A 21,906-nucleotide genomic window follows, 5' to 3' on the forward strand; every position below is an offset into this window, starting at 1 on the left:
TATAGATCGAGAGCCCTTATAATTGAATAGGTTTATAGACTAGTTTTACCCTGGAAAATCACCTTACCCGTTGCACCTGGCAGCCACGTTGTGCGTCCTAGAGCCATTAAACTCAACGGACACCGATCGCTTTCGCCAGACAGTTCTTTATCCAGGCGAAGATCTTTACCAGGATGGGGACTTCTAGCCTACTAGTGCCCCGGATATGCTCGAAACAAACGACCTTTGCGTCCTTTAAAGCGTTCTATCATGCCATCTGCTTTACCTGACCAATCTAAATTAGACCAGCTCCTGCTCCTGGCTGACGATTTGCCCGTGATGGTTTGGGTCACCCAACCCGACGCGACCTGTGTGTTTCTCAACCAGCGCTGGTATGACTACACCGGCCAAAGCGCAGCTGAGGCGTTGGGTTTGGGCTGGTTGACCGCTGTCCATCCCGACGATGCGAAGATGTCAGGCGACATATTCCTGACGGCCAATCAGGCGCAGCAAACCTTCGCTCTGGACTATCGGCTACGGGCCGCCGACGGCACCTACCGCTGGATGAAAGATACGGGCCGCCCCCGCTTTAACGACCGGGGAACCTTTTTAGGCTTCTTCGGCACGGTCACCGATATTCATGAGTTAAAGATCACCCAGCAGCGGTTGCAAATGGCTATCGAATCGAACGAGCTGGGCACTTGGGACCTGAACCCCGCCACGGGCGAGCTGATCTGGTCAAATCAATGTAAAGCCCTGTTTGGCTTACCGCCCCAGGCCAGCGTCAGTTATCCGCTGTTTTTGCAAGGGGTGCATCCCGATGATCGGCAGCGAACCGACTCAGTGGTTCAAGCGGCTCTGCAAGGTCATCAGGAAGGTTTTTATTCGATCGAGTACCGCACCATCGGCTTAACCGATGGCCAGTTACGCTGGGTTCGGGCCCAGGGTCAGGCTTATTTTGACCAGCAGGGAGTGGCAACCCGCTTTGTGGGCATGGTGGTTGACATTACCCACCATAAACTAACGAGTGAACTACTTGAACAACGCGTCGCGCAGCAAACACACCAGTTGCAGGTGGCCAATCATGAGCTGCAACGCTCCAACGAGAGCTTGCAACAGTTTGCCTTCATTGCCAGCCATGATTTGCAGGAACCCTTGCGCAAGATTCAGCAGTTCGGCAATTTGCTGAAAACGCGGCAGGCTGACTTAACCGAGGAGAGCCTATTGTATTTAGATCGAATGCAATCGGGGGCCAGCCGGATGTCCACGCTGATCAAAGATCTGCTGGACTTCTCTCGCCTCTCCACTCAACAGGAGGCCAGTAAACCCGTCTCCCTGCAAACCGTGGTGGAGGGTGTGCTGACCACCCTGGAATTTCAAGTGGATGAGTTAAGCGCCCAAATCCGGGTTGGTTTACTGCCTACTGTTGTCGGTGATGCCTCGCAGTTAAACCAGCTCTTTCAAAACCTGCTGAGCAACGCTTTGAAGTTCCGTCGTCCCGGCCAACAGCCCCTGATTGACATTAAGGCGGGCTTGCTGGCTGTTGAGAAGTTGCCCGCTGGGGTCAAACCTGGCCGATCGTCAATAGCTTATCACCAAATAGCCGTCATTGATGATGGTATCGGTTTCGATGAAAATCACGCCGACCGCATATTCCAGGTGTTTCAGCGGCTACATGGCAAAAGTGAGTATGCGGGTACGGGTATTGGTTTGGCCATCTGTGAAAAGGTTGTCGCCAATCATGGCGGTGTCATTACGGCCACCAGCCAACCTGGTCAAGGGGCCACCTTTACAATCTACCTACCGGCGTAGCTTAATACATTAGTACGTATTTCGTTCGATCTAGTTGGATATTCCTTTTTCTAAATACCCTCATTTACAAAAACGCCCGTTCTCACATAATGCTCAATTCGAGTTACACGGAATTATAAGTAAGTGACGTATTTTACGAGCCGCAGCTGCGTACCGCAATGGCAAACGCCCCCTTAGAAAAGAATTTGCCCATCGTTCAATTACGAGTAAACCCCCGTCGCCACACCCTTATTACTGTAAACTCTACCGCTTGAAATGCGGTTGGATCAATTGACTATACCCCACAAGATGGATACTCACAAACCAACTTTACCCCAGCCCAACAAACTAACTTTCTCACCAGCTACTAAGCCTGCCAGACCCAAACGGCCTCGCATCAAAAAGACGAGCTGAAGCTTCTAAAATTAAAAGCCAGTCAGGCAATAGGGGGTTTTGTTATACAGGTAAGTTAACATAATGAAAGTTATACAACAAAAAATATCCAATATAAATAGCATTTTAACGTCTAATAAACAACACTTTAGTCTAAATGGATTAGTGAAGGTTCAAGATCGGCTAGCAAAGTCAACAATTTCATAAATTTATTTGTAAACTTGTAAACTTGTTACTTAGCTAACTAATTGACAAGTTTACAAGTTAATCCTGATATAATTCTTGGCTAAGTTTTGTACTTGCTAGCGCCTTCTATCGAAATAAGTAGCCAACATCTTGCCCATTCGTGGATCAGAGAATGAGCTACTCATTCATAATCATATCGCCAAAAATAGCGCCAATTGATTTAGCTGATCCCGAGCGCAGAGTTGGCCCTTGCGGAAAGAGAGACAGTGTAGACTGTGGCGTATTGGGTTGTTTCTTGGCTTTGGGCTTGGGATCTTTTAGCTGGTCAATACCTAAGGATTTGACTAAATAGGCGGTTGGGTTTTTTACGTTTTGGCGCACGCCATTTGCTAACTCAGAATCAATGCGGAAAAAAGTGTCCAGTAAAGTAAGGTCGGCCAGAATATGGTCTTTCTGAAAGCCTTTGAGCTTATAATTTTTCATCAACTGCCAAGCTGTTGTGTAGGCCTCATTGATGGACATGTTATTAACCCTGCGCTGGTCGTGGCTGACTGCTTCAGCGGCCAACTGCTGGGGCGTTTTGACTCGAAAGAGTAATTCAACGATTTTTTTACCTTCTTTTTTAGCGGGCGACCATTCCAGAACCAAATTAGCCTTTTGCTGCAGTTCACGTTGAGCCACTTCCAGCGCGTTCTTTTTGAAGTCATTAAATGTATATCGACTCGGACAGTTCAGCATCATCATTAAGCGTTCCACGGAATAGGAAAATTCCTGCTGCCCCCGGTTATGATACATACTGACAATCTCGAACATGCGCTGGGCATACACGGATGAAAGCGATAGCATAACATCGATATCGTATTTGGTATACCGCTGGCCTAACTCGGCAAAATGGGGTACCACATCGGCAAACATCGTGAGTTCAATCACACGCTTTCCGTCAATTACTTCGGAGCGAACGCGCGGAAAGGGCGTAATAAAATCAAATTTGCCTTTGGCGTCATTGCGATAAATTAGCCGTTTGGATTGGAGCGATTCGGCCGCATCAGCGATCTGTTTATGATGATCCCGGGTTAATTCAGCAAATGGAATTGTAAAGACAACGTTTGCTTTCTCTTTTATCTCACCTTTTAGCGTCATATGCCCGATCTGATTGACAACTAGGACGACAATTTTCTTTTCCAATTCCGTAAACTCCTGCTTGGACTCGGTAAATAAATTCGGTTGATAATTGGTTGGCCGCTTGGTGAAAAGGGGAGCAAACTGATCATTTGGGTCGGATTGCATAATGGGAAGCTAAGTGAGTGACTGTCAGCTAAGAGCTGGTCAAATGTATAAAAACCAGTTCTTTTATGCAAACTCGTTTTGTCCAATTATTTTGGATCATCAGCACTGCCTAAACCTCGTTTTACTGGTATTCACCCCCTCTTGAACCTCGTTTTTACACCGCCTAAACCTCGTTTTTCTTGTCAATCCAGATTATATTATATGTGTTTTTGTCGGACAATAAGGGTGAAAACAGTATATATCCTCCCTATAAGTAAGCCCTTCACCTCGGTTCTTATGACTGTTCTCCTGCCCCGCCTAAACCTCGTTTTTCTAAATGTCGCTCCGCTCAAGCCTCGTTTTTCGACCACCCAAACCTCGTTTTTCGACCACCCAAACCTCGCTTTTCCCCTACCCTATCCCGCCTAAACCTCGTTTTTGCACCGCCTAAACCTCGTTTTTTCCGTGGTAAACTATTGATAAAGTGATAGTTACGCACATCTAAATCAATCAAAATAAAGTTGATAAAAATGATAAAGGATCAAGCAGAATTTTTTTGGTAAAAGGGGAAAAGAGAAACTTGGAAGTTAGAATCCCTTTATTTACTTTTATAGTAAATAAAGGGATTCTACATTTTAAGCTTGTAATAGTGGCTAAAAAACCGATCAATCGAAATGAAGAGGCACCTCTGGAAGGCCTACGTCTGGTGCTTAACAAGCAGGCCATTCACCTAGATCCGCTGGTTAACCAAGTCAGCAATCTACCCCCGGCTGATCAACAGTTGGAGTACTACTTTGTGCCCCGGCAATTCATGACCGAATATAAAGCCTACAATCGTCCGGGCAAGCCCCTAAAAAATCTCAAGTTGGTGAACTACGACAAGCCAGCCATTTCCGTTTCCTTCTTTTATAAACACAAATACTCCATCGAACGACAGGTAACCCATCAGGATGTGGTGCAGCACATTAAAAACTATCGGGATGAACTGCTTAATCGATCACTCATGCAGCAACTTAGTAGTAGCCAGCAGCGAGAACTCCAGCAGACCGACGAATTGCTGCGTACGATTCGCCAACAGCCCGATGCGTATCAGGCCTGCTTTTCGAATTACTATCATAAATACTACTACTGGTATTGTACTTATCGGTATTTCGAAAAAGATGAATTGACGGGAGCGATAACCACGAAAACATCCACCAGCAGTGAGCACCTGCTGAAACATACCGAACGGGTAGGCCACCCCGTGCATGAACGGCTTAACATCATTTTCATTGATCCCGAGTATATCAACGAGTCCGTGCCTCATGATCAGAAGGTGATTGATCGGGAGTTAACCACCTATCCCATCAAACTCCGCCAGGGGGTAACAACCTTATATCTGCGCGAAAAGGATAAGTTATAGTGACTAAAGTGATTGGAAAGTCTTGACACGCACAAATTGTCTTGCACTCTACTAAAGACCTATAGGAATATAGGCCTTTAAGTATATAGCTGTATGTTCCTATAAGTATAGAGACCTATAGTCTCACCAGCTTTTCAATTTGTAGCATTAAAGGTTAGAAAGTAGGGTAGTTTGCCAAACGGACGGGGCCACCCAAGCGGATAACTTACGGTCGGGCGGCTCCGTCGTTTACCACAATTAAAGAGGAAAATACAGTAGTCTCAATTTGAGGAGGGTTTTGTGAGATGAACCATTTACAATGGAATTAAACCGTTCACATATCTTGTATAACAAAGTACCAGGCAATACACCTTATTGCGGTGCTAAATCGTCTAACTACCTAGTGAGGGATTAAGTAAATAGCAAACAAACCAATCAGCTGATGAGCCCACTTCGTAACGTATATACCCTAATCCTTTTTGTCTGTTCACTGAATGCATTCGGCCAATCGAAGGCCCATAAGCTCGATGAATTAATGCAGGCGTATCGCAATGTCAATGAATTCAACGGATCTGTTCTGGTGAGTCGTCAGGGAGAGATCCTACTCAAAAAAGGCTATGGCTTTAGAGACCGTAAATTGAACGCAACGAACCAGCCCCAAACCATCTTCCAAATTGCGTCAATCACCAAAACATTGACCGCAACACTGGTGTTAAAATTGGTCGAACTCAAAAAATTAACCCTACACGATAAGCTTAGTCAATTTTATCCCCAGTATCCGCATGGAGATAGTATCTCCCTCCAGGACCTGTTGGCTCATACCGCTGGCATCTATAACTATACTCAGGATCGGGAGTTTATGCTCCAGCAAGCCAGCAAGCCTGCCACGGAAGCTAACATGCTGGCCCTGTTCCAGAATAAGCCCTTGGACTTTTCGCCTGGAACGGATTGGAAGTACAGTAATTCTGGCTATTCGCTGCTGGGCTATATTATCCAGAAGGTCACCCAGATGAGCTATCAACAAGCGCTCAGTACGTATGTATTGAAACCCTTACAAATGACACAGAGTGGTTTTGATTTTAGCCAGGTAAACCCTGACAAGCGGGCCACTGGTTATTACGCCCAAACGGGTAAAGAGTACACGCAGCAAGCCCCGATTGTTGATTCGTCCGTCTCTTTTTCGGCCGGTTCGCTCTATTCCACGGTTGAGGACCTCTACCGCTTTCATCAGGGCTTACAGCGTCATCAGATCATCAGTGCTAGCTTACAAACGGAAGCCTATCGGCCTATTCGCCATCAATACGGCTTGGGCTGGATGATCGATACGGTGTATGGGCAGCGGGTTGTTAGTCACAGCGGAGGTATTTTCGGTTTCCGGAGTAACATCGCTCGCCTGCCAGCCGATGATGTGTGTATCATTTTGCTGGCCAATATTGAGACGCCCGCGCTGGCTGAATTGACCAAGGGCTTGCTGGCCGTCCTTTATGAGCAGCCCTATGAGCTACCTGTTCAGAAACGATCGATTAGCCTGCCGGAATCGATCTTGATGTCTTATAGAGGAACCTACGAACTAAGTGAACCACACCTGGTCATCCAGGTGAAGGTGGAAGATGGTCAATTAATAGCCTACCCAGTTAATGGGCCTCGATCGGTGCTGGTGGCAGAAGATAAGACTCATTTTTTTGATCAGCTACAGGAAAGCATCCGCATCTGGTTTGAAAAGGATTCATCTGGACGTGTGGATCGGATGCTGCTTAAGATGAATGGCAATACGCGTATAGGGAAGAGAAAAAGTGATTAAAATTCAAAACGATAGCTCACGAAATGTCCTATTTTTGAAGCATATACATGAAGTGTACTTCATGTATATGTAAAGTATTTTAGGCTATCATTTGAATTGGCTGGTAGCCCCCTCATTAGTCCCTAAAGAAGCCGGGAATCCCAAAAATAGTCCTCGATTCTGACCAACTGAACATGCTGACCGAAGTCTGGATGCTCGGTATTGATTATGTAGTTGTACTCGTAGATGATGATCGCGGAGGGAACCTTCAAAATCAGACTTTCCTGGCTGGTGTACCAGTTGGACCCAATCGTTTGTAAAGCAGCATAACCCCCCAGGGTCCGCCAGTTGGCAGGCAGTTCTTTGAGTTGAACTGTCCGCATCAGATAATCATCATCGGCGATAGAGATTACCATCACCTTATAGGTGGAAGTGGGCTGAATGGCTCCCCGGTGAACGACCAGCTCCAGTGAGGATAGAGAACGCGATGCACCCGTATAAATAACTTGCTGTCCTTTGGTATTCCACCGATTCGCACTTCCTGATGAACGCAAGCTTTGCGCATAAACCTCTTTACTAATTCGAAATACTTCCATCCCCTACACATTATCGCCGTATTCCAGGGCCGTCAACCGATCATCGACAAATTTTATGCCCGTGATTGTATTTAAATAGGCATTGGGGCTCTTGTTGTCAAAATAAAAGTTGGACTGGTTGAGCCACTGGTCGAATGCTTTTACCGAGCCAAATACGGCAATGCCATGCTTAATCAGGGCTAACAGCAGTAAGACCTGTTCCTTGACATTTTCCTTAAAGGTCGTTGGCGGCTTTTTGTATTCGCGAAAGGTTTTAACGCTCACATTCAGCCAGTCCGAAATAATAGTGTCGTTAAACTCGGTTAAGGTCTTAATGGCATTGACGTGCTGCCAGTTAACATCCCTGGTATAGAGCAGGGAAAGGATTTCGCTATCATTGATGTGGCCAGGCACATCTCTGAGTAGAAGGTTTTCGGGTGATGGCGCTCGTTTCATCGTATGTTTCTTTTAGCATTAACGCAAAATTAGGCAATTTTACCTTCAGCAAGAGGAACAATTTCACTTTACAAATAATTCAACGCATCAAAATACGCACGCTATGAATTGAGCCGCATTGCCCTATTACTGAACAGATACTAAAACCAGCGTTAACTGCGATGAAGAATCTTTAGGATGATATTATAGCCAGTAACCACCAGTCAAACTGGTTTGAGCCATTGTCATCCAGCTCCATGACCGTCGCTGGGCTACAAAACGGATCCGCACAGCAGTAACACTCAAATCACCGGATGCCTTTTCGGTTTTCAGCGTTGGCTGCCTACTTTTGGCTGACAAAGTACACCCATTCCCCTTGCGCCAAGTCGCTTATGTTAAAACACCATCGCTTCACCGTTATCTCTCTGCTTTTGATCTACTTTGTTTGCGCCACGCAAGATGCTCAGGCTCAGATCGCCGAGTTGCCAACCCGCTGGACGAAAGCTGCCCTAGCCGCCCCAATACCTCTGGCTGAATACCCCCGACCCCAGCTGCAGCGGAGCCAGTGGCTTTGTTTGAACGGTACCTGGAATTACCAGGGTGGCCCAGCGGTCGCATCGGCTAACAACCCCACCAACCCACTCCCCTTCCCGGCGACGACCCAAAAAATACGGGTGCCCTTTTGTCCGGAATCAGTGCTGTCAGGTATCCACCGGAAGCAGGAAATCAACATGTGGTATCAGCGTACGTTCAGCCTGCCCGCTGCCTGGAAAGGCAAGCAAATTTTGTTACACTTTGAGGCCGTCGATCACATGGCTACCGTTTTTGTCAACGGCCAGAAAATGGGCAGCCACGCCGGCGGTTATGATGCCTTTTCGTTCAACATCACCCCCTTGCTGGTAGCAGGCGTCAACAACCTGGTGGTGGCCGCCTATGATTTAAATGACGGCCGCACCCCTTCGGGAAAAAACGGGCCCCGGGGGGATTATACATTTACCTCCGGCATCTGGCAAACGGTATGGCTTGAACCGGTCAGCGACAACTACATCCAGGCCGTGCGGCTGCTGCCGAACCTGGCGGGTAAGCAACTCAAATTGGAGGTCAGTACCCGTGAGGCGGGTCAAATTACGGCCGTCGTGCTGGAAGGGAAAACGGAAGTAGCACGGGCTGAGGGAAGGGCCGGAACGGCTTTCTCGGTCCCCCTTGCCAACCCTAAACCCTGGTCGCCAGATTCTCCGTTTCTGTATGAGCTAAAACTTACCCTGACCGCACCCAATGGGCAGGTATGGGATGAGGTGATGAGCTACGCGGGCATGCGCGATGTTCAATTGGGCAAGGTCAATGGTGTCGTCCGACCGTTGCTCAATGGGCAATTTGTCATGCAGCTTGGCCTGCTCGACCAGGGCTACTGGCCCGATGGCATTTTGACTGCGCCAACCGAAGAGGCTCTCAAATTCGATATTGAGTATACCAAAAAAGCAGGCTACAACCTCATCCGCAAGCACATGAAAACCGAGCCCCAGCGGTTCTATTACTGGGCGGATAAGCTGGGGCTGCTGGTGTGGCAGGATATGCCCGCCATCTGGTATCCCAACGAAGACACCTTGGTCACCCGGACCCGGTTTCGCAGCGAGCTGAAAGCCGTCCTGGACGACCATTACAACTCACCATCGATCATTGCTTGGGTGCCCTTTAATGAAAACTGGGGCGCTTTCGATGTAGCTACTATCACGGACTGGGTCAAACGGTATGATCCCTCCCGACTGGTCAATGGTAATTCAGGGTTCAACAACAATCCGACTTATCAAACAGCCTACGGCGATCCCAAGAACGGTGATTTTGTGGATACCCACATTTATGTGGGTCCGTATAAAGCCTCGGAACCCGACGAAAAACGGGCGGCTTCGCTGGGTGAATTTGGGGGCGTGGGTTTGTTTGTACGGGGGCACATGTGGCCCGTTGAGAACAATGCCTACGCCTATGAGCCGACGAAAACCGCTCTGACCGACCGCTACGTTATGCTGCTAGATCAGGTAGAACAATTGATGCGCTACCGGGGGCTGAGCGTAGCGATTTACACCCAAACCACCGACGTTGAACACGAAGTAAACGGGGTGCTGACCTATGATCGAGAAGTAGAAAAGATGGACACGGATCGAATTCGAGCCGTCAATCAGGCCGTCATTCAGGCGGGTTCGACGCTGGCACCAAAAAAGAATAGCCTGGTCGGATACCTATTCTAACCGATCACCCGCTAGCATCAAGCAGCGCTTAGCTGAGCCGGTTCGGTCTGGGAATGAGCTTATAGCCCCTCTGATTGGTCGTTAGCTATTTCCGGCGAAGTGGTGTCATGTAATTTTTGTCAAAGCCGTATTCTGAAATGGCCCTTCCAGATGCCCCTACCGAGAAACGTAGTTGGTCTCATTTTGGAGGGTTTGAAGAGACTTCACAAATTATGAGGATAAACCCCTTTGACGGTGTGTCCACAAAAAGGTTACCCGTTCCTTTCATGGATAGCCGATTAAAGGCGGTATGGTTTTCAATAGATTCAGAAGTGGTAAGGATGTTAAGCTGCCTTGCAGGTTGAGCGTTAGATAAGGTAAGTAACGCATCCTGAGATAATCAAACAAAGGAAGACGTTTACCGGTGAGGGGGTTGGTAAACGCTTAAAAAGGACGTCTTACTTCAATCGCTTGCCTAGTTGAATAGAGCTGAGTAAAATTGGGAAGGCAGGCGTGTTAGCTCTTTATTATCAAAGATTTCTTAACATGAAAAAAGAAACACTTATTAATTTAAAGTAAATAAAGCCTGTGCAAGTTATAAACTGGATACATTGCACCGGTTCTAAACCGGTGTGACAGTAGACTAAGGCCTAATAACCAAAATTTACACCTTATTTAACGTCACTTTAAAGTTTTGGCCGGCATTTGTCCAGGTTAGGATTAGTTGGGTGTAATTACCCGTTCCGCCTGGCTGGTAGTCCATACTGATATCTTGGGCTGTACCCGCGTCGGATGTCAAGGTCAGTTTGGTCCCCGTCACGGCCCACTTCCCGGTGACTAATTCATCCGTGGTGTTTCCCGACATGCATTTGCTTTCGTCGGTTTCCGAGAACGTATGATCACTGTTAAACGTATAGTAAAAGGTTATGTCGGAACAGTTGTAGGAAAAAATCAGACGAAGATAAGCCAGGTAATCGCGGGTGCCGTCGGCCAGGGGTGGATCAACGACAAAGGCAACCATCTCCCACTTGCCCGTGAGGTCCACTGTCGGCGTTGGGTCCTTCTTTTTAGAGCATCCCGTCACTAGGAGCATAAAGAAAATGATACAGTGGAAAGCCGTTGAAATAGAATGCGATTTCATAAACTGTCAAAGTAAACGGTTGTCGTTAGTTTTGGTATCCTAAACCAGCAGGAACTGATTTTTTCTGATGGGTTAGGGGAGAAAAAATGCGACATTAAGCGAGGCCAACCGCGAAACCTTTCGTGAACGGTTCGTTTTTTTCGAGAGCGGTAGACCGTCAGGAAGGATCGGTGGAAATTTTGAACCTGCACAAGCTCGTCCATACATGGACGAGCTTGTTAACAAGGTGGCACCGGGATTAAGTAGTTCACTCAATAAGTGGTTCTTTACCGGCGCACCAGAACAGTTATGGCGAATCGATCAACTGATGGATGGCACTTACCGAATTCTGCCTAAGATCGTACCGAAATCGGGGAGGAATCTAGCGCTGGCATCTTCTGGAGATAGCACACCGACCCTGGCAGAATTTGATTTTAACAGCGATCATTCGAATTGGAATTTTAGGGCTCCCTAAGGGGGTCATAGGCCCATCGAAGATGTGATGATCGACTGCTGTATTACTCACTTCATCAGTCTGTTCATGGCTGAGAGCTGGTAACGCTGTTAACGAGCGTTAAATGAGAACAAATAAATCGCGTCTATCCATTCGCATTTAACGCTCCTAATCAATGGTTGGTGAGCCTATTCGCTTCGTATGGCCTGCACGGGATTGACCAAAGCCGCTTTGACGCCTTTGAAAACTATGGGTTGCCAGAGCCGTGCCAAGAGCCAGTAGATTGGTTTAAACGAATACCCACCACTCGATCGCTATTCGATAGGCATAGCATACCAGGCAATGGGACTAGCCACCATAAGGGCAAGCAGCGCCAGGATGCTGAGCCACCGACGCACCTAATACGTTTTGAAGGCCAATCTCCTTCGTCCGTTGCTGCTGGTCGTCAATCCAGTCACCAGAAGGGCCACTTGACGACAGCAAGCCGTCAATTCATACACCCACGAGCGCTTGCTTACCAGTGGCTTCTTTAGTTTTGCACTACTGGTGACGCCCACGATCCATGGACGCTTCACCGGCACTATCCATACTTCTTGAGCGGGGAATCATACAAAGAAAACACGCCCTGATTAAGCAGGTAAGGATAACGGGCATTGAGGATGAAGGGGCTGAATTAATCGAAACGGGCGCTGCAAGTGCTAAGCCTGCCTGGGGGACTCAGCCCGACAGGGGATTTTCGCAGGAACTGCGGTTAGCCGTATCCTACCCTTATAAGGGCAGCAGAAGCGCTCAACACCCACACGTTCACTAAATTAATTGTCAATCATTATGCTATCAACGGTATCTCCCCCCTGAAGGCCGAACGAATTTACTCGCTGGATGCGCTACGGGCTATTATGATGCTTTTAGGAATTGTTATTCATACCTCTACCACCTACAGCAGCACCGATTATGGCCCCGTCTGGCCCATCAAATCACCGGATAACCAACTAATCTATGGGGTGCTTGTGGACGTTCTGCATTGTTTCCGAATGCCTGTTTTCTTTGTGACGGCGGGCTATCTAGGAGCCCTGCTGCTGACCAAGAAGGGACCAAAAGCCATGCTAAGCAACCGAGTCAAGCGGATTCTTCTACCGTTCTTGGTGGGTGTACTCCTGGTTCATCCCTTATGGATGACCGCCTTTCAGTTTACTGGACTGGCCTTCGCAGCAGCTCCTGCGCCGCTGACCGACACGGTAAATGGCCTTTGTTCAGCTACGTTTTTACCGCATAACGTGGGTCATCTGTGGTTCTTGGAATATCTGATGGGCTGTAGCTTACTCAGTTGGCTACTGGCCCGGCTCATCAAACGGGATACTGTTTTTACGCTAACCTTCATGCGAGAAACTGATTATGTACTGCGAAACCCAGGGTTACGTCTGTTGCTGTTAACCCTGTTGATCTTTGGCTGTTTTTGCGGGATGGGCGTCGCCCATATTCCGACTAAATTGACTTGGCTTATAGCGCCTGATGTGTTTGTTACCTATTTTTGTTTTTATGGCTTAGGATGGATGATTTACCAGACGAATACGCTGGCCAAACTGACCGTATATCCAATCAGCCAGTTAGTGGTGGCTGCTATGCTGTTTTTGGTGGCCAGGTTAGCCCCCTGGCCTCAACTCACCGGGGTGCACTACGTCCAGATGGTCTTCGCTGCGCTTTCCAGTGCGCTATTCGTTTTTGGTTTTATTGCTTTCTTTCAGAAATACTTCCATCAGTATTCCCTCCCATTAACTTATTTAATGGAATCGTCTTACTGGGTCTACATCATCCATCTGCCGATTGTGGTGCTGGTTCCTGGTTTACTGGCGAAGGTAGCCTTGCCAACCATAGTAAAGTTTAGCCTTACCCTTTTGGTAACGGCACTAACAGCTTTGTTGAGCTATCATTATCTGGTACGGAACACGGCGGTGGACTTGTTTCTCAACGGCAACGTACCCACACGAAGTCCTGTACTCAATACTCATCATCCTGCTCATCCAATCGGGTCAAAACCGGCATCAGACCGCTTTTTATGAACAAGTCAATAGCTCAAGACGAGTCTGCTCAATTGGATTGTCGCGTCTTGCTGGCTTGTTTGTCACGTGCCTGCTCTGAGGGATGTCCTGCACTTGCCTGATTTACAGAAATAAGCCAAGTGGTATGAGGACACTAACGAGTGAAATTTCCATTTTGGAGGAATTCCAGCAAGGGGAGCCACTTACGTCCGTCGGGATATGAGAAGCAAAAAGTATTGCCCTATGCTCGTCAGAACTTTATCTGGCCCATTTCATCCTCAATTTAAATGCCTTCCTTATTAGATACTGCTCGTCTCAGGAGGGAGCGTATTTTGAGAATCAATGGTTCGTCAATAAGTAAGCAGCCATGTCAAGTCTTAGGTATAATTACAGAGCGATGTTCTTTTTCTGAGCAGGTAATTCAATCGATTAATTATGCGTTGCTTTCGCTTTATCAGTTGGATAACAATCGTTCTACTGGTAGAATCGACACGGCTGGCTCACGGACAAACGACCGCCGTGCTGACCGGTTCCGTAACGGATGCCACGACAGGAAAACCCATGCCCTTTGCCAACGTTTACCTTAATGGATTAACGCGAGGAGCAGTCACCGACGAAAAAGGCGTTTATTCGTTGGCAGGGGTACCCTTGGGCACCGTCGAAATAGCCGCTTCATTTGTGGGGTATCAACCCACTACGCAAACCATCCGATTTGATAATTCGACACCGCAGAAGGCGAATTTTAGCCTTAAACCGAGCGAACAAACGTTGGATGCCGTGACTGTTAAGGGTAGTCCCAAGCAATGGGAACGGCACCTTCGTCAGTTTAAAAAGCAATTCTTTGGCGAGCCATTTGGCGGGCAGTGTCTACTGGTCAATAGCGAAATTCTCAACTTTAAAGCCGATAAAGAGCATCTGGTTGCGACAGCTAATGAACCGTTAATTATTGAGAATCAGGCCCTGGGATACCGAATAATCTATGCGCTGCACCATTTCGATGCGGCTGCGTCAGGCGATGTGTATTCGGCCGGAACGGCCCGTTTCGAAGAACTAAAGCCCGAGAACGAACGGCAGGCCAATCAGTTTAAGCGTAACCGGCTGGTGGCTTACAAAGGGTCAATCAGGCACTTGATGGCCAGCCTGATCAATAATACCGTCGAGCAGGCTGGTTTTATGGTCTATCAGGAAGATGTTACCAAAATGATATCCCTGGAAAGTCGAACACTTACGTTGACCGCTGCCATTAACGACCACAAACGGCTGATTCCGCTTCAGCCGTCTATGGCCATTCAACCCGGTCGATTACCTACCGAACGTCGATTGGTTTCGCCCATGAAACTGATCGTATTCTATACGAATGCGACGTCGAGTTTCTCGCCTTATCCCGATGCTCGCTACGCCTATACGGAAATCAGACTACCGCGCGGTCAGTTGCAAATGAGTGTTGATGGGGTGATTACGATGCCGGAAGGAATGGAAGCGAAAGGCTCGATGGGCAATGACCGGCTATCAACGCTGTTACCCGCCGACTGGAAACCCGACCGGGTTGAAAAGGAAGCCCTTTCAACCAGCCAGTCGGCCACTCAAGGAAAGCTCGTGCCCCCCGACGCTCGCCTGGAACGGATCAAGGCGGCCTTCAACGAGCGATTCAAGGTACTGGCTCCTACGTTGTTTGTGCACATCGATAAACCGGTCTACGCCACCGGCGACCGGCTCTGGATGAGTACGTACCTGCTCGATGCGGCCAGTCACCAGCGGGCCGAGGGCCAAACGGCTATCCACGTCGATCTGCTTAGTGCGACCGGCAAACTGGTACAGCATCAGTGGATACGGATCGTTGACGGACGGGGCGAAAGCAATTTCCGCCTGTCGGATACCCTCATGACAGGAACGTATCGCCTACGCGCCTACACCGATGAAGACGACAGACAGCGACGCCCCGCTTTCGAGCGGTCGGTGGCGATCTATAACCTGTTGCGCAACGAGATATCTATACGGAATGATTCAGTTCATCTCTCATTAGACGTTCAGGTTTTGCCGGAAGGTGGTCGCTGGATGTCTGGATTGCCTGCACGTCTGGGCGTAAAAATTGTACAGCCCAATGGTCAGGGCTTGTCCATCGCGGGCCGTATTATCGACGACTTGGGCGCTGAAGTCGCTCGCTTCAAGACCAATCAACAGGGAATGACGAGTGTAGCCATGGAGCCAACGCCGCAGCGGACGTATTACGCCGAGGTAACCTATAAAGCCCAATCTCAGCATGTTCCACTGCCCAAACCCGAAACCGAAGGGTTGCTCCTTTCAGCCGATGCAATCAGCGATACTACCCGCTTGGCGTTGACCCTCCTGAGCACGAACCGAATTGCTGTTGACTCCGCGTATGTGCTGATTCAGCAACGGGGCCGGGTGATCGATAGTCGAAAAATTCTCCTGCAAAATGGAGTGGCGAAGGTAAACTTGCCCCTGATGAGCTGGTTCCCAGGTCTGGCGCAAATTACCCTGTACGATGCCAGTGGCAGGCCGCAAGCCGAGCGATTGATTTTTGTTTCTGAATTCAGGGCACCGGTACGTGTGCTGATGGGAGTCAACAAAAAACGGTATCAGCCCCGCGAACAAGTTAGCCTGAGTCTGAATTTGAGCGATAACGGATCACCGGCGGTAGCCGCTTTATCGGCCTCGATTATGGATGCCGACAACGTGCTTGCTGATAGCGCCGACGCTACATTGCCTGTACACTTGCTGCTAACGGGAGAGCTTCGAGGACGTATCGAAAACCCCAACCAATACCTGGTGAATCATTCTGCCGAAACCCGTCGAGCGCTGGACGAGTTGCTGCTGACGCAGGGCTGGCGACGGGTCAGTGGCACGCCTGAAACGGATTCACTCGGAGGGGTATCGCTCCGGGGCCGCATTTTAACGGCCAAAAAAGCCCCCTACCCGGCGCGCAGCTCATTGTGGCGTCGACTGGACTCGGGAAATCGTTCGTAAAGTCGGCAGCTACGGACGAACAGGGACGCTTTCGGCTGGCGGGGATGGCCATTGCCGATACGATCCAGTTACTGACGCGAATCACGGATCGTCAGTCAAGAACTCTGCCTACCAACTATGCCTTTTGGATACAGGAAGGGATTGGCAACGGATGGGACACGAGTCAACTTATGGTTGCGCTAAACGGGTCGGGATTGCGGACCCAGCTGGAAGCGGCTCGCCTTCGGCAGGCAGCCAACCCCGATCTTTACCGCGATCAAACGGCGAAAGCGCTAAACGAAGTAACAGTTCGCGCCCAGAAATATGAGGATAGGCCCGCCGATATTCAACAGCGCAGTTTGCACAATGCGGCTGATGCGGTTGTCAAGTTCGATGAAAAATCGCCCAGCTACTCAAATCTGTACGAAATGATGCAGGGCCGATTAGCGGGGGTGACGGTTTCCCGAAGTATCGCAGCGCCAGGCGGTGTAAAAAAGGGCGATTATGTGGTCTCTATGCGCGGAGGAAATAGTTTTTTGGGTGGTACACAGCCCTTGTATTTGATGGATGGCGTGCCTATCCAGGACCCCGATGGAAACGTTTTGATGTTCTTTAATCCAAGGGATATTGAACGGATCGAGGTGTTGAAAAGTGCTGGCGCGGCGGGCATATACGGGTCCCGGGGCGGGAACGGTGTCATTGCTTTTTACACAAAAAGGACACGGTCCCTGCAGGGAAACACAAAATCCGAGGAGAATATGACACGCATTCAATTCATTGGTTATCCGTCGGTTCAGCGCGAATTTTATGTGCCCCGCTACGAGGCTGAGGCCATCACCAGCCCCGTTTCTGGCCCCGTCGATCATCGGGATGTTCTCTATTGGAAACCCCACATGCAAACTGATAGCCAGGGGCGTAGTCAGCTACGTTTTCCCCTGTCGGATGTCGTTCGAACGTTACGCGTGGTCATACAAGGTGTTACAGTCGATGGCCGCCCGGTGCTGGGCGTTCAGTTGGTTCGCGTTCAATAATGCCGTGATTTGTATCTTCTGAGACAGGTGTTAGCTCACGTCTGTACTTCATTAAAGACGTTTCTCCTTTCGGACCGATCTACGTACTGGTTGTAAAGAGAGAAGTCGAATCACGCTTAAAGAGTACAATGTCTAGAAGGACCACCGTTTCTTAAAACGCCCTATTTACGAGATGGAGATAGTGATTGTCTCTGAAAAGACAATCTAAATAAGATGAAGTCTCAAAATGTTATCTCACGAATCAAATTCAAAATCTCACATTTTAGTTGAGTTTATGAATCAATGGGCATTACTTTAAAACCGCTCCTCTAGCTGATGGGCTTCTTTCAATAAATAGCGCCGAGTTTCCTGATCGTCCTCAGTAGCCAATCGTTGCTGAATGGCTATGTAGCGGTCTTTACGGATTTTGAATAAATCCGATGACAAAAGCTCGACTAACCAATGACTAAAATCCTGTAGTTCGGCTTGCTGCTGCGAATAGGGAAACTGATCGGTAAAGCTTTCCTGAGCCAGATTGGACCACTCGTATTTAGCCATGGGCGGGGCTGGATTGCCTAGAAATTTATCCAAGATATACGTATTGGAACAGAAGGTTTGCCAAGCCTTGATCCTGGCTTGGTCGAATTTGCCTGCTTTGAAAAGCAGTACTGTCCATTCAAACAGAAAATCTGGAAAGCCAATATCTGGAAAGCCAATGTCATCGGGAAATGTTTTGGCGAACCAACGGGTATACGTTACCCCCCTTTGATATCGCCCAACTGAAGATAATACCGAGTGGGTAAATAGCGCAAGCCTCGGGAGTCATCGTAGCCACCAAACTTTCGTTTTTCAGCAGCTAAAGCTCGTTTAATAGCAGCAATCTTTTTCTCCAGCCGTTGAATTTGCTTCGGTGTCATCGCTAGAAGGTGAAATAGTAATGGAAATCTAAGCTCAAAGACTAGCTGGCAAGATTAGCAATGTACCCTAGCCAGACACGGCTATAACGAGTAAGGAACATCCATTGCCTTAAAAAGGATATGTAGTGGAGACTGTGTGGTTCTTACTGAAATCCGTCAATCGAGAAAGATCTGTTAAAATTCACCCGGAATAAACCCCCGAGCCAGTAAATAATTGATCTGTTTGATCCCGTGTGTTTCCATCCAATGGGACATGGAAAGATAATCTATATTGAGTTCATTTGCCCAGTATCGCAGCCAGGGAGTATATCGGTTAGGATTGATGTTGCTCCCCGAGGGGGTAAGAATGATCGTAGCCAGCCCCATCACGATCGTGCGTTGTGGAGTGGGCATGAGTCTCAATTGGGAACTCCAGAAATCATTACCAAATTGAGCATACTGATTAAGTTCAGCTGAGTTTACATCTAATTCATTCATCAGATGGATCATATATTGGGGTGGCCAACCCAGTAGAGAAATATCGTCACGAAGGGGTTTTTCAGGTTCGCTCATTAGCAGGCGAGTCTGGAAAGCCATTGCCAATAACCCAATAATGGAAACGTGCTGAAAATGGCTCTGCTGTAAGAAACTCCGCATCAAGGACTGATGAGGCAAGGGCAGTAAGTCGTCCACCATGGGCAAGGGGTCTTATAAACGAATAAAGGGGAATAAAATTAGCTTTTAGTGTTGGCCATGATAGTTGATACGACTGTTGATAAGGTTCTTTATATCATTCCAGCACGATCGATTCACGTATTAACCGGCGTACTGATTCAGCTTGAAATAACTTTCCTTTTCGCGTCCGAAAACCCGTTTTGTTAAGTCGCTCGGCAATCGCTCGCATCGTCAGCTTATCGCGCTGATAGAGTCGAATCAATTCGGCGGCTTGCTGGTTAGCCGGATGAGTCCGGGCGGCTTCTTGGCTAACGGCCGTTCCTTTCTTCCGACCCTCGTCACAAAAATTTTCGGGTTTGCCCAGCGTAAAACCCCGGGCTTTCTTTTGGTGAAGGGCTGCCCTTGTTCGTTCGGAGATCTTGCGTAACTCATCCTCGGCTAAGGCGGCTTTGATGTTAATAATCATGTCGGAGTCATTGAGACAATCCAGGGCCGTGAACATGACTTTGTTCAAGCGCAAGGCAACCAGGATTTCCAGGTTTCGCAGCACCCGGTCCAGCCGGTAAGCAATCAGCTTGGCATTTTCTTTCTGACACAACTCGATGGCTTTGGCCAGTTCCTTCCGGCTGGTTTTTCCGCCCGATTCAATTTCAATAAAATCGCCGATTAGCTGCTCACCACAAAAGGCGTGGATACCTGCTTTCTGGGCATCGAGTCCCAACCCGCTCCTTCCCTGCTTCTGGGTCGATACCCGGTAGTAAGCTACGTATTTCACCATAAACAGTAAAAGAGTAGATAAAAAGGTGTTTGTCACAAAGCTACAACGTGCGTTCTAGCCTTGTGACAAACCAAAGCTAAATCAACACTTAGGGCTTTTCCAAACGTAAAATCTGCCAGGTTGACAGTTTGGATAAAATTTGTTGGAAACCGAAGCAAGAACGGTCTCTAATCGAAAAGGCGGTTGAAAGAAGGGCATTATCTCCCTTATAGAAAAAACAAAAAAAGCCCTGTTCAATCAGGGCTCAATATCGTTACTCGGCGTCAGAGGCCTGCTTTGGCTTTCGGCCTCTGGGCTTGCCTATGTAAGGTACTTTAACGGCCGGTGCTTCAGGAGCTACTTTTAGTTCAAAGGCGGTGGTGCCTTCGTACTCGAAAAGACAAATCGTAAAGTCGTATTTGGTTTTGGTGAAATCAACTCCACTCTTTTTTAGAATAAAAGGCAAAGCCAACGTATAGCTTTTGGCCGCTTTCTCGAAAACGAAGGTCCCCTCAGCTGTACTACTTGGCACTAAATACAACGATTTGGCTTTACGCTTGCCCTCGTCCATGCCTACCTTGAAGGATGTTCTGTCTAGATCGACACCTATATGAGCCACGGTCTTGGCCGGCAATACGAGTTTACCAGCCGTCGAAACGTAACCGGTTAACTTTACTTTAGCTGGCTTTGAGGCTTTTTCAGATTTGGCCGTATTCTGTTGATTCTCACTGGGCGAAAAAAAAACGGATGTTAGATGCTTTCATTTACTTGACTTTAAGACTTTTATCAACAACAAAGGTAGCCAATAAGCACTGGCTTACTGACTATTAAGCTGGTATAGCAGTAGGCAAGTAGTATATTGACTTATAGCCATTAAAATAGTTCATCCTAAATTAACTAGCAGACTAGTTACTCCAGTAATTTATGAAGAAAAACATTGAGTTCAAGCTGGATGACTTGGTAACGCTAATTGACCCGAAGATTGCTCAAGAGTTAGTTGCGGCTAACGGTGAAATTGACTGGCCAGTCCCGGTGATCAGTCAATATGGTCAGCGGGTACACTGCTGGAATAGTCAACGGCGTGAATTTAAGATCACCCCAGTGCGACTGAGATTAAGAAAGTAGACTAACCAGACTGTTACTACATCTTGTTGACCTATACGATATAGAGAGAATGGTTAAAGACGACATCATAAACTTTGGCCCGTATGCCTGGCAAGTGCTGGCTATTGAGGACGGCCGCAGGGCACTCCTTTTCTTCTGGTAAAAGCCCATAAGCTCAGTGTTTTCAATCTTTTGGCCCCCAAAGATTAACCAAACTTTGCACTAGGTTCGTAAGATGACCGAATTGAACCGGTTTGTAAACAAAAGCATTAGCGCCAGCATGATAGCATTTATCTCGATCCTCCTCAGAGGATGAAGTTGTGAAAATTACGAATGGGATCGTTTTGAAAACGGATTGGAGTCGAAATTGCTGCAGCAGCTCCAGGCCATTTCGACGAGGCATATTCAAATCGGAGAGTACAAACAAGGGAAAAGGTGGAGCTTGTATGAAAAGTTGTGCTTCTTCACCGTCAACTGCAAAAACACGAGCAAGATCCGGACAAACTGATTCGAAAGCCTGATTTATTATCAATCGATCGTCTTCGTCGTCCTCGACAATTAAAATCCAATCCGAAATAGTCCTCATGTTTTTTAGGTTTGGCCGAAATCAGAATATTCTACAATCCCAATAAAGCCGTAAAATCATTGATAAGAATGGCGGATTTTCAATTTACTATATGTTGAAAATTACTACCCTAGGCATTATGAAAAAATAGACTACCTTCATATAGATGGTATTACTAAATCAAAGCATGTGCCATCGAATAAAATCTTCATAATACCCCAAAACATGCTGTATACCTATTTTATCTTGGACGGCGACGAATTATTCTGTCGTATAAATCCAAATCTAAGCGTAACTCCAAAAAAATTAGCAAC

At 47.8% G+C, this 21,906-nt stretch carries 21 protein-coding genes and 1 pseudogene; 11 read left to right on the forward strand and 11 right to left on the reverse strand.

The window, feature by feature from the left end; translation table 11 throughout:
- Window positions 1-249: 249 nt before the first annotated feature.
- Window positions 250-1,791: a PAS domain-containing protein gene (locus LN737_RS31130; protein WP_231780096.1), complete on the forward strand. Its 1,542-nt coding sequence runs from the start codon at window positions 250-252 to the stop codon at window positions 1,789-1,791.
- A 735-nt stretch (window positions 1,792-2,526) separates the two neighbouring features.
- Here LN737_RS31130 and LN737_RS31135 read toward each other — a convergent pair.
- Window positions 2,527-3,636, reverse strand: a complete 1,110-nt coding sequence (locus tag LN737_RS31135) for a replication initiation protein (RefSeq protein ID WP_231780097.1) — start codon at window positions 3,634-3,636, stop codon at window positions 2,527-2,529.
- Window positions 3,637-3,912: 276 nt separating this feature from the next.
- Here LN737_RS31135 and LN737_RS31140 point away from each other — a divergent pair, with 276 nt between their 5' ends.
- From LN737_RS31140 to LN737_RS31150, 3 genes are all read left to right on the forward strand, one after another.
- Window positions 3,913-4,044 (forward strand): hypothetical protein, encoded by a 132-nt coding sequence (locus tag LN737_RS31140; RefSeq protein WP_405520702.1) that lies wholly within the window; start codon window positions 3,913-3,915, stop codon window positions 4,042-4,044.
- A 220-nt stretch (window positions 4,045-4,264) separates the two neighbouring features.
- A complete protein-coding gene (locus LN737_RS31145) occupies window positions 4,265-5,017 on the forward strand; it encodes a hypothetical protein (RefSeq protein WP_231780098.1) in 753 nt (250 codons plus the stop codon).
- Between the two features lie 421 nt (window positions 5,018-5,438).
- On the forward strand, window positions 5,439-6,797 hold the full coding sequence (locus LN737_RS31150; protein WP_231780099.1) for a serine hydrolase: 1,359 nt from the start codon (window positions 5,439-5,441) through the stop codon (window positions 6,795-6,797).
- A gap of 122 nt (window positions 6,798-6,919) precedes the next feature.
- Here LN737_RS31150 and LN737_RS31155 read toward each other — a convergent pair whose 3' ends face one another.
- Both LN737_RS31155 and LN737_RS31160 read right to left on the reverse strand, forming a co-directional pair.
- Window positions 6,920-7,372 (reverse strand): RES family NAD+ phosphorylase, encoded by a 453-nt coding sequence (locus tag LN737_RS31155; protein ID WP_231780100.1) that lies wholly within the window; start codon window positions 7,370-7,372, stop codon window positions 6,920-6,922.
- Window positions 7,373-7,375: 3 nt separating this feature from the next.
- The gene (locus LN737_RS31160; protein ID WP_231780101.1) at window positions 7,376-7,807 is read right to left on the reverse strand and encodes an antitoxin Xre/MbcA/ParS toxin-binding domain-containing protein; all 432 of its coding nucleotides are present in this window, start codon (window positions 7,805-7,807) and stop codon (window positions 7,376-7,378) included.
- A gap of 371 nt (window positions 7,808-8,178) precedes the next feature.
- On the opposite strand from LN737_RS31160, the gene LN737_RS31165 reads away from it, so the two are divergent.
- On the forward strand, window positions 8,179-10,029 hold the full coding sequence (locus LN737_RS31165; protein WP_231780102.1) for a glycoside hydrolase family 2 protein: 1,851 nt from the start codon (window positions 8,179-8,181) through the stop codon (window positions 10,027-10,029).
- Window positions 10,030-10,672: 643 nt separating this feature from the next.
- Here LN737_RS31165 and LN737_RS31170 read toward each other — a convergent pair.
- Window positions 10,673-11,101, reverse strand: a complete 429-nt coding sequence (locus LN737_RS31170) for a DUF5004 domain-containing protein (RefSeq protein WP_405520706.1) — start codon at window positions 11,099-11,101, stop codon at window positions 10,673-10,675.
- 313 nt (window positions 11,102-11,414) lie between these two features.
- On the opposite strand from LN737_RS31170, the pseudogene LN737_RS31175 reads away from it, so the two are divergent.
- Window positions 11,415-11,603, forward strand: a pseudogene (locus LN737_RS31175) (glycoside hydrolase); the annotation flags it as partial.
- Between the two features lie 327 nt (window positions 11,604-11,930).
- Here LN737_RS31175 and LN737_RS31180 read toward each other — a convergent pair.
- Window positions 11,931-12,065: a hypothetical protein gene (locus tag LN737_RS31180; protein WP_405520707.1), complete on the reverse strand. Its 135-nt coding sequence runs from the start codon at window positions 12,063-12,065 to the stop codon at window positions 11,931-11,933.
- Window positions 12,066-12,144: 79 nt separating this feature from the next.
- Between LN737_RS31180 and LN737_RS31185 the strand changes: the two genes are divergently transcribed.
- The 4 genes from LN737_RS31185 to LN737_RS31200 all read left to right on the forward strand — a co-directional run bounded on the left by LN737_RS31185 (window position 12,145) and on the right by LN737_RS31200 (window position 17,616).
- Entirely contained in the window at window positions 12,145-12,393 is a 249-nt protein-coding gene (locus tag LN737_RS31185; RefSeq protein ID WP_405520709.1) for a hypothetical protein, read from the forward strand.
- An 85-nt stretch (window positions 12,394-12,478) separates the two neighbouring features.
- Window positions 12,479-13,639, forward strand: a complete 1,161-nt coding sequence (locus LN737_RS31190) for an acyltransferase family protein (RefSeq protein WP_231780104.1) — start codon at window positions 12,479-12,481, stop codon at window positions 13,637-13,639.
- A gap of 414 nt (window positions 13,640-14,053) precedes the next feature.
- Window positions 14,054-16,606 (forward strand): carboxypeptidase-like regulatory domain-containing protein, encoded by a 2,553-nt coding sequence (locus tag LN737_RS31195; RefSeq protein ID WP_370633208.1) that lies wholly within the window; start codon window positions 14,054-14,056, stop codon window positions 16,604-16,606.
- On the forward strand, window positions 16,573-17,616 hold the full coding sequence (locus LN737_RS31200) for a TonB-dependent receptor plug domain-containing protein (RefSeq protein ID WP_405520711.1): 1,044 nt from the start codon (window positions 16,573-16,575) through the stop codon (window positions 17,614-17,616). The genes LN737_RS31195 and LN737_RS31200 overlap by 34 nt, the downstream gene beginning before the upstream one ends.
- Before the next feature lie 294 nt (window positions 17,617-17,910).
- On the opposite strand, the gene LN737_RS31205 is transcribed toward LN737_RS31200, so the two are convergent.
- The 5 genes from LN737_RS31205 to LN737_RS31225 form a co-directional block, all read right to left on the reverse strand.
- Window positions 17,911-18,186, reverse strand: a complete 276-nt coding sequence (locus LN737_RS31205; RefSeq protein WP_405520713.1) for a hypothetical protein — start codon at window positions 18,184-18,186, stop codon at window positions 17,911-17,913.
- A 164-nt stretch (window positions 18,187-18,350) separates the two neighbouring features.
- Window positions 18,351-18,512, reverse strand: a complete 162-nt coding sequence (locus LN737_RS31210; protein ID WP_231780106.1) for a hypothetical protein — start codon at window positions 18,510-18,512, stop codon at window positions 18,351-18,353.
- A gap of 174 nt (window positions 18,513-18,686) precedes the next feature.
- Window positions 18,687-19,187 (reverse strand): hypothetical protein, encoded by a 501-nt coding sequence (locus tag LN737_RS31215; protein WP_231780107.1) that lies wholly within the window; start codon window positions 19,185-19,187, stop codon window positions 18,687-18,689.
- A gap of 94 nt (window positions 19,188-19,281) precedes the next feature.
- The gene (locus LN737_RS31220; protein WP_231780108.1) at window positions 19,282-19,944 is read right to left on the reverse strand and encodes a recombinase family protein; all 663 of its coding nucleotides are present in this window, start codon (window positions 19,942-19,944) and stop codon (window positions 19,282-19,284) included.
- A 253-nt stretch (window positions 19,945-20,197) separates the two neighbouring features.
- Window positions 20,198-20,542 (reverse strand): hypothetical protein, encoded by a 345-nt coding sequence (locus LN737_RS31225; RefSeq protein ID WP_405520716.1) that lies wholly within the window; start codon window positions 20,540-20,542, stop codon window positions 20,198-20,200.
- 305 nt (window positions 20,543-20,847) lie between these two features.
- On the opposite strand from LN737_RS31225, the gene LN737_RS31230 reads away from it, so the two are divergent.
- On the forward strand, window positions 20,848-21,048 hold the full coding sequence (locus tag LN737_RS31230; RefSeq protein ID WP_231780110.1) for a hypothetical protein: 201 nt from the start codon (window positions 20,848-20,850) through the stop codon (window positions 21,046-21,048).
- Between the two features lie 163 nt (window positions 21,049-21,211).
- Here the strand turns inward: LN737_RS31230 and LN737_RS31235 are convergent, their stop codons facing one another.
- On the reverse strand, window positions 21,212-21,613 hold the full coding sequence (locus LN737_RS31235) for a response regulator (RefSeq protein ID WP_231780111.1): 402 nt from the start codon (window positions 21,611-21,613) through the stop codon (window positions 21,212-21,214).
- Window positions 21,614-21,906 lie beyond the last annotated feature (293 nt).

Origin of the sequence: Spirosoma sp. KNUC1025, assembly GCF_045160025.1 — a bacterium.
Taxonomy (GTDB): domain Bacteria; phylum Bacteroidota; class Bacteroidia; order Cytophagales; family Spirosomataceae; genus Spirosoma.

Excerpts from the sequence above, each read along its gene's own strand:
- LN737_RS31130 (WP_231780096.1), top strand. The coding sequence starts at position 250 with ATGCCATCTGCTTTACCTGACCAATCTAAATTAGACCAGCTCCTGCTC.
- LN737_RS31135 (WP_231780097.1), bottom strand. The coding sequence starts at position 3,636 with ATGCAATCCGACCCAAATGATCAGTTTGCTCCCCTTTTCACCAAGCGG.
- LN737_RS31140 (WP_405520702.1), top strand. The coding sequence starts at position 3,913 with ATGACTGTTCTCCTGCCCCGCCTAAACCTCGTTTTTCTAAATGTCGCT.
- LN737_RS31150 (WP_231780099.1), top strand. The coding sequence starts at position 5,439 with ATGAGCCCACTTCGTAACGTATATACCCTAATCCTTTTTGTCTGTTCA.
- LN737_RS31155 (WP_231780100.1), bottom strand. The coding sequence starts at position 7,372 with ATGGAAGTATTTCGAATTAGTAAAGAGGTTTATGCGCAAAGCTTGCGT.
- LN737_RS31160 (WP_231780101.1), bottom strand. The coding sequence starts at position 7,807 with ATGAAACGAGCGCCATCACCCGAAAACCTTCTACTCAGAGATGTGCCT.
- LN737_RS31165 (WP_231780102.1), top strand. The coding sequence starts at position 8,179 with ATGTTAAAACACCATCGCTTCACCGTTATCTCTCTGCTTTTGATCTAC.
- LN737_RS31170 (WP_405520706.1), bottom strand. The coding sequence starts at position 11,101 with ATGCTCCTAGTGACGGGATGCTCTAAAAAGAAGGACCCAACGCCGACA.
- LN737_RS31185 (WP_405520709.1), top strand. The coding sequence starts at position 12,145 with ATGGACGCTTCACCGGCACTATCCATACTTCTTGAGCGGGGAATCATA.
- LN737_RS31190 (WP_231780104.1), top strand. The coding sequence starts at position 12,479 with ATGATGCTTTTAGGAATTGTTATTCATACCTCTACCACCTACAGCAGC.
- LN737_RS31195 (WP_370633208.1), top strand. The coding sequence starts at position 14,054 with ATGCGTTGCTTTCGCTTTATCAGTTGGATAACAATCGTTCTACTGGTA.
- LN737_RS31210 (WP_231780106.1), bottom strand. The coding sequence starts at position 18,512 with ATGACACCGAAGCAAATTCAACGGCTGGAGAAAAAGATTGCTGCTATT.
- LN737_RS31215 (WP_231780107.1), bottom strand. The coding sequence starts at position 19,187 with ATGGTGGACGACTTACTGCCCTTGCCTCATCAGTCCTTGATGCGGAGT.
- LN737_RS31220 (WP_231780108.1), bottom strand. The coding sequence starts at position 19,944 with ATGGTGAAATACGTAGCTTACTACCGGGTATCGACCCAGAAGCAGGGA.
- LN737_RS31230 (WP_231780110.1), top strand. The coding sequence starts at position 20,848 with ATGAAGAAAAACATTGAGTTCAAGCTGGATGACTTGGTAACGCTAATT.
- LN737_RS31235 (WP_231780111.1), bottom strand. The coding sequence starts at position 21,613 with ATGAGGACTATTTCGGATTGGATTTTAATTGTCGAGGACGACGAAGAC.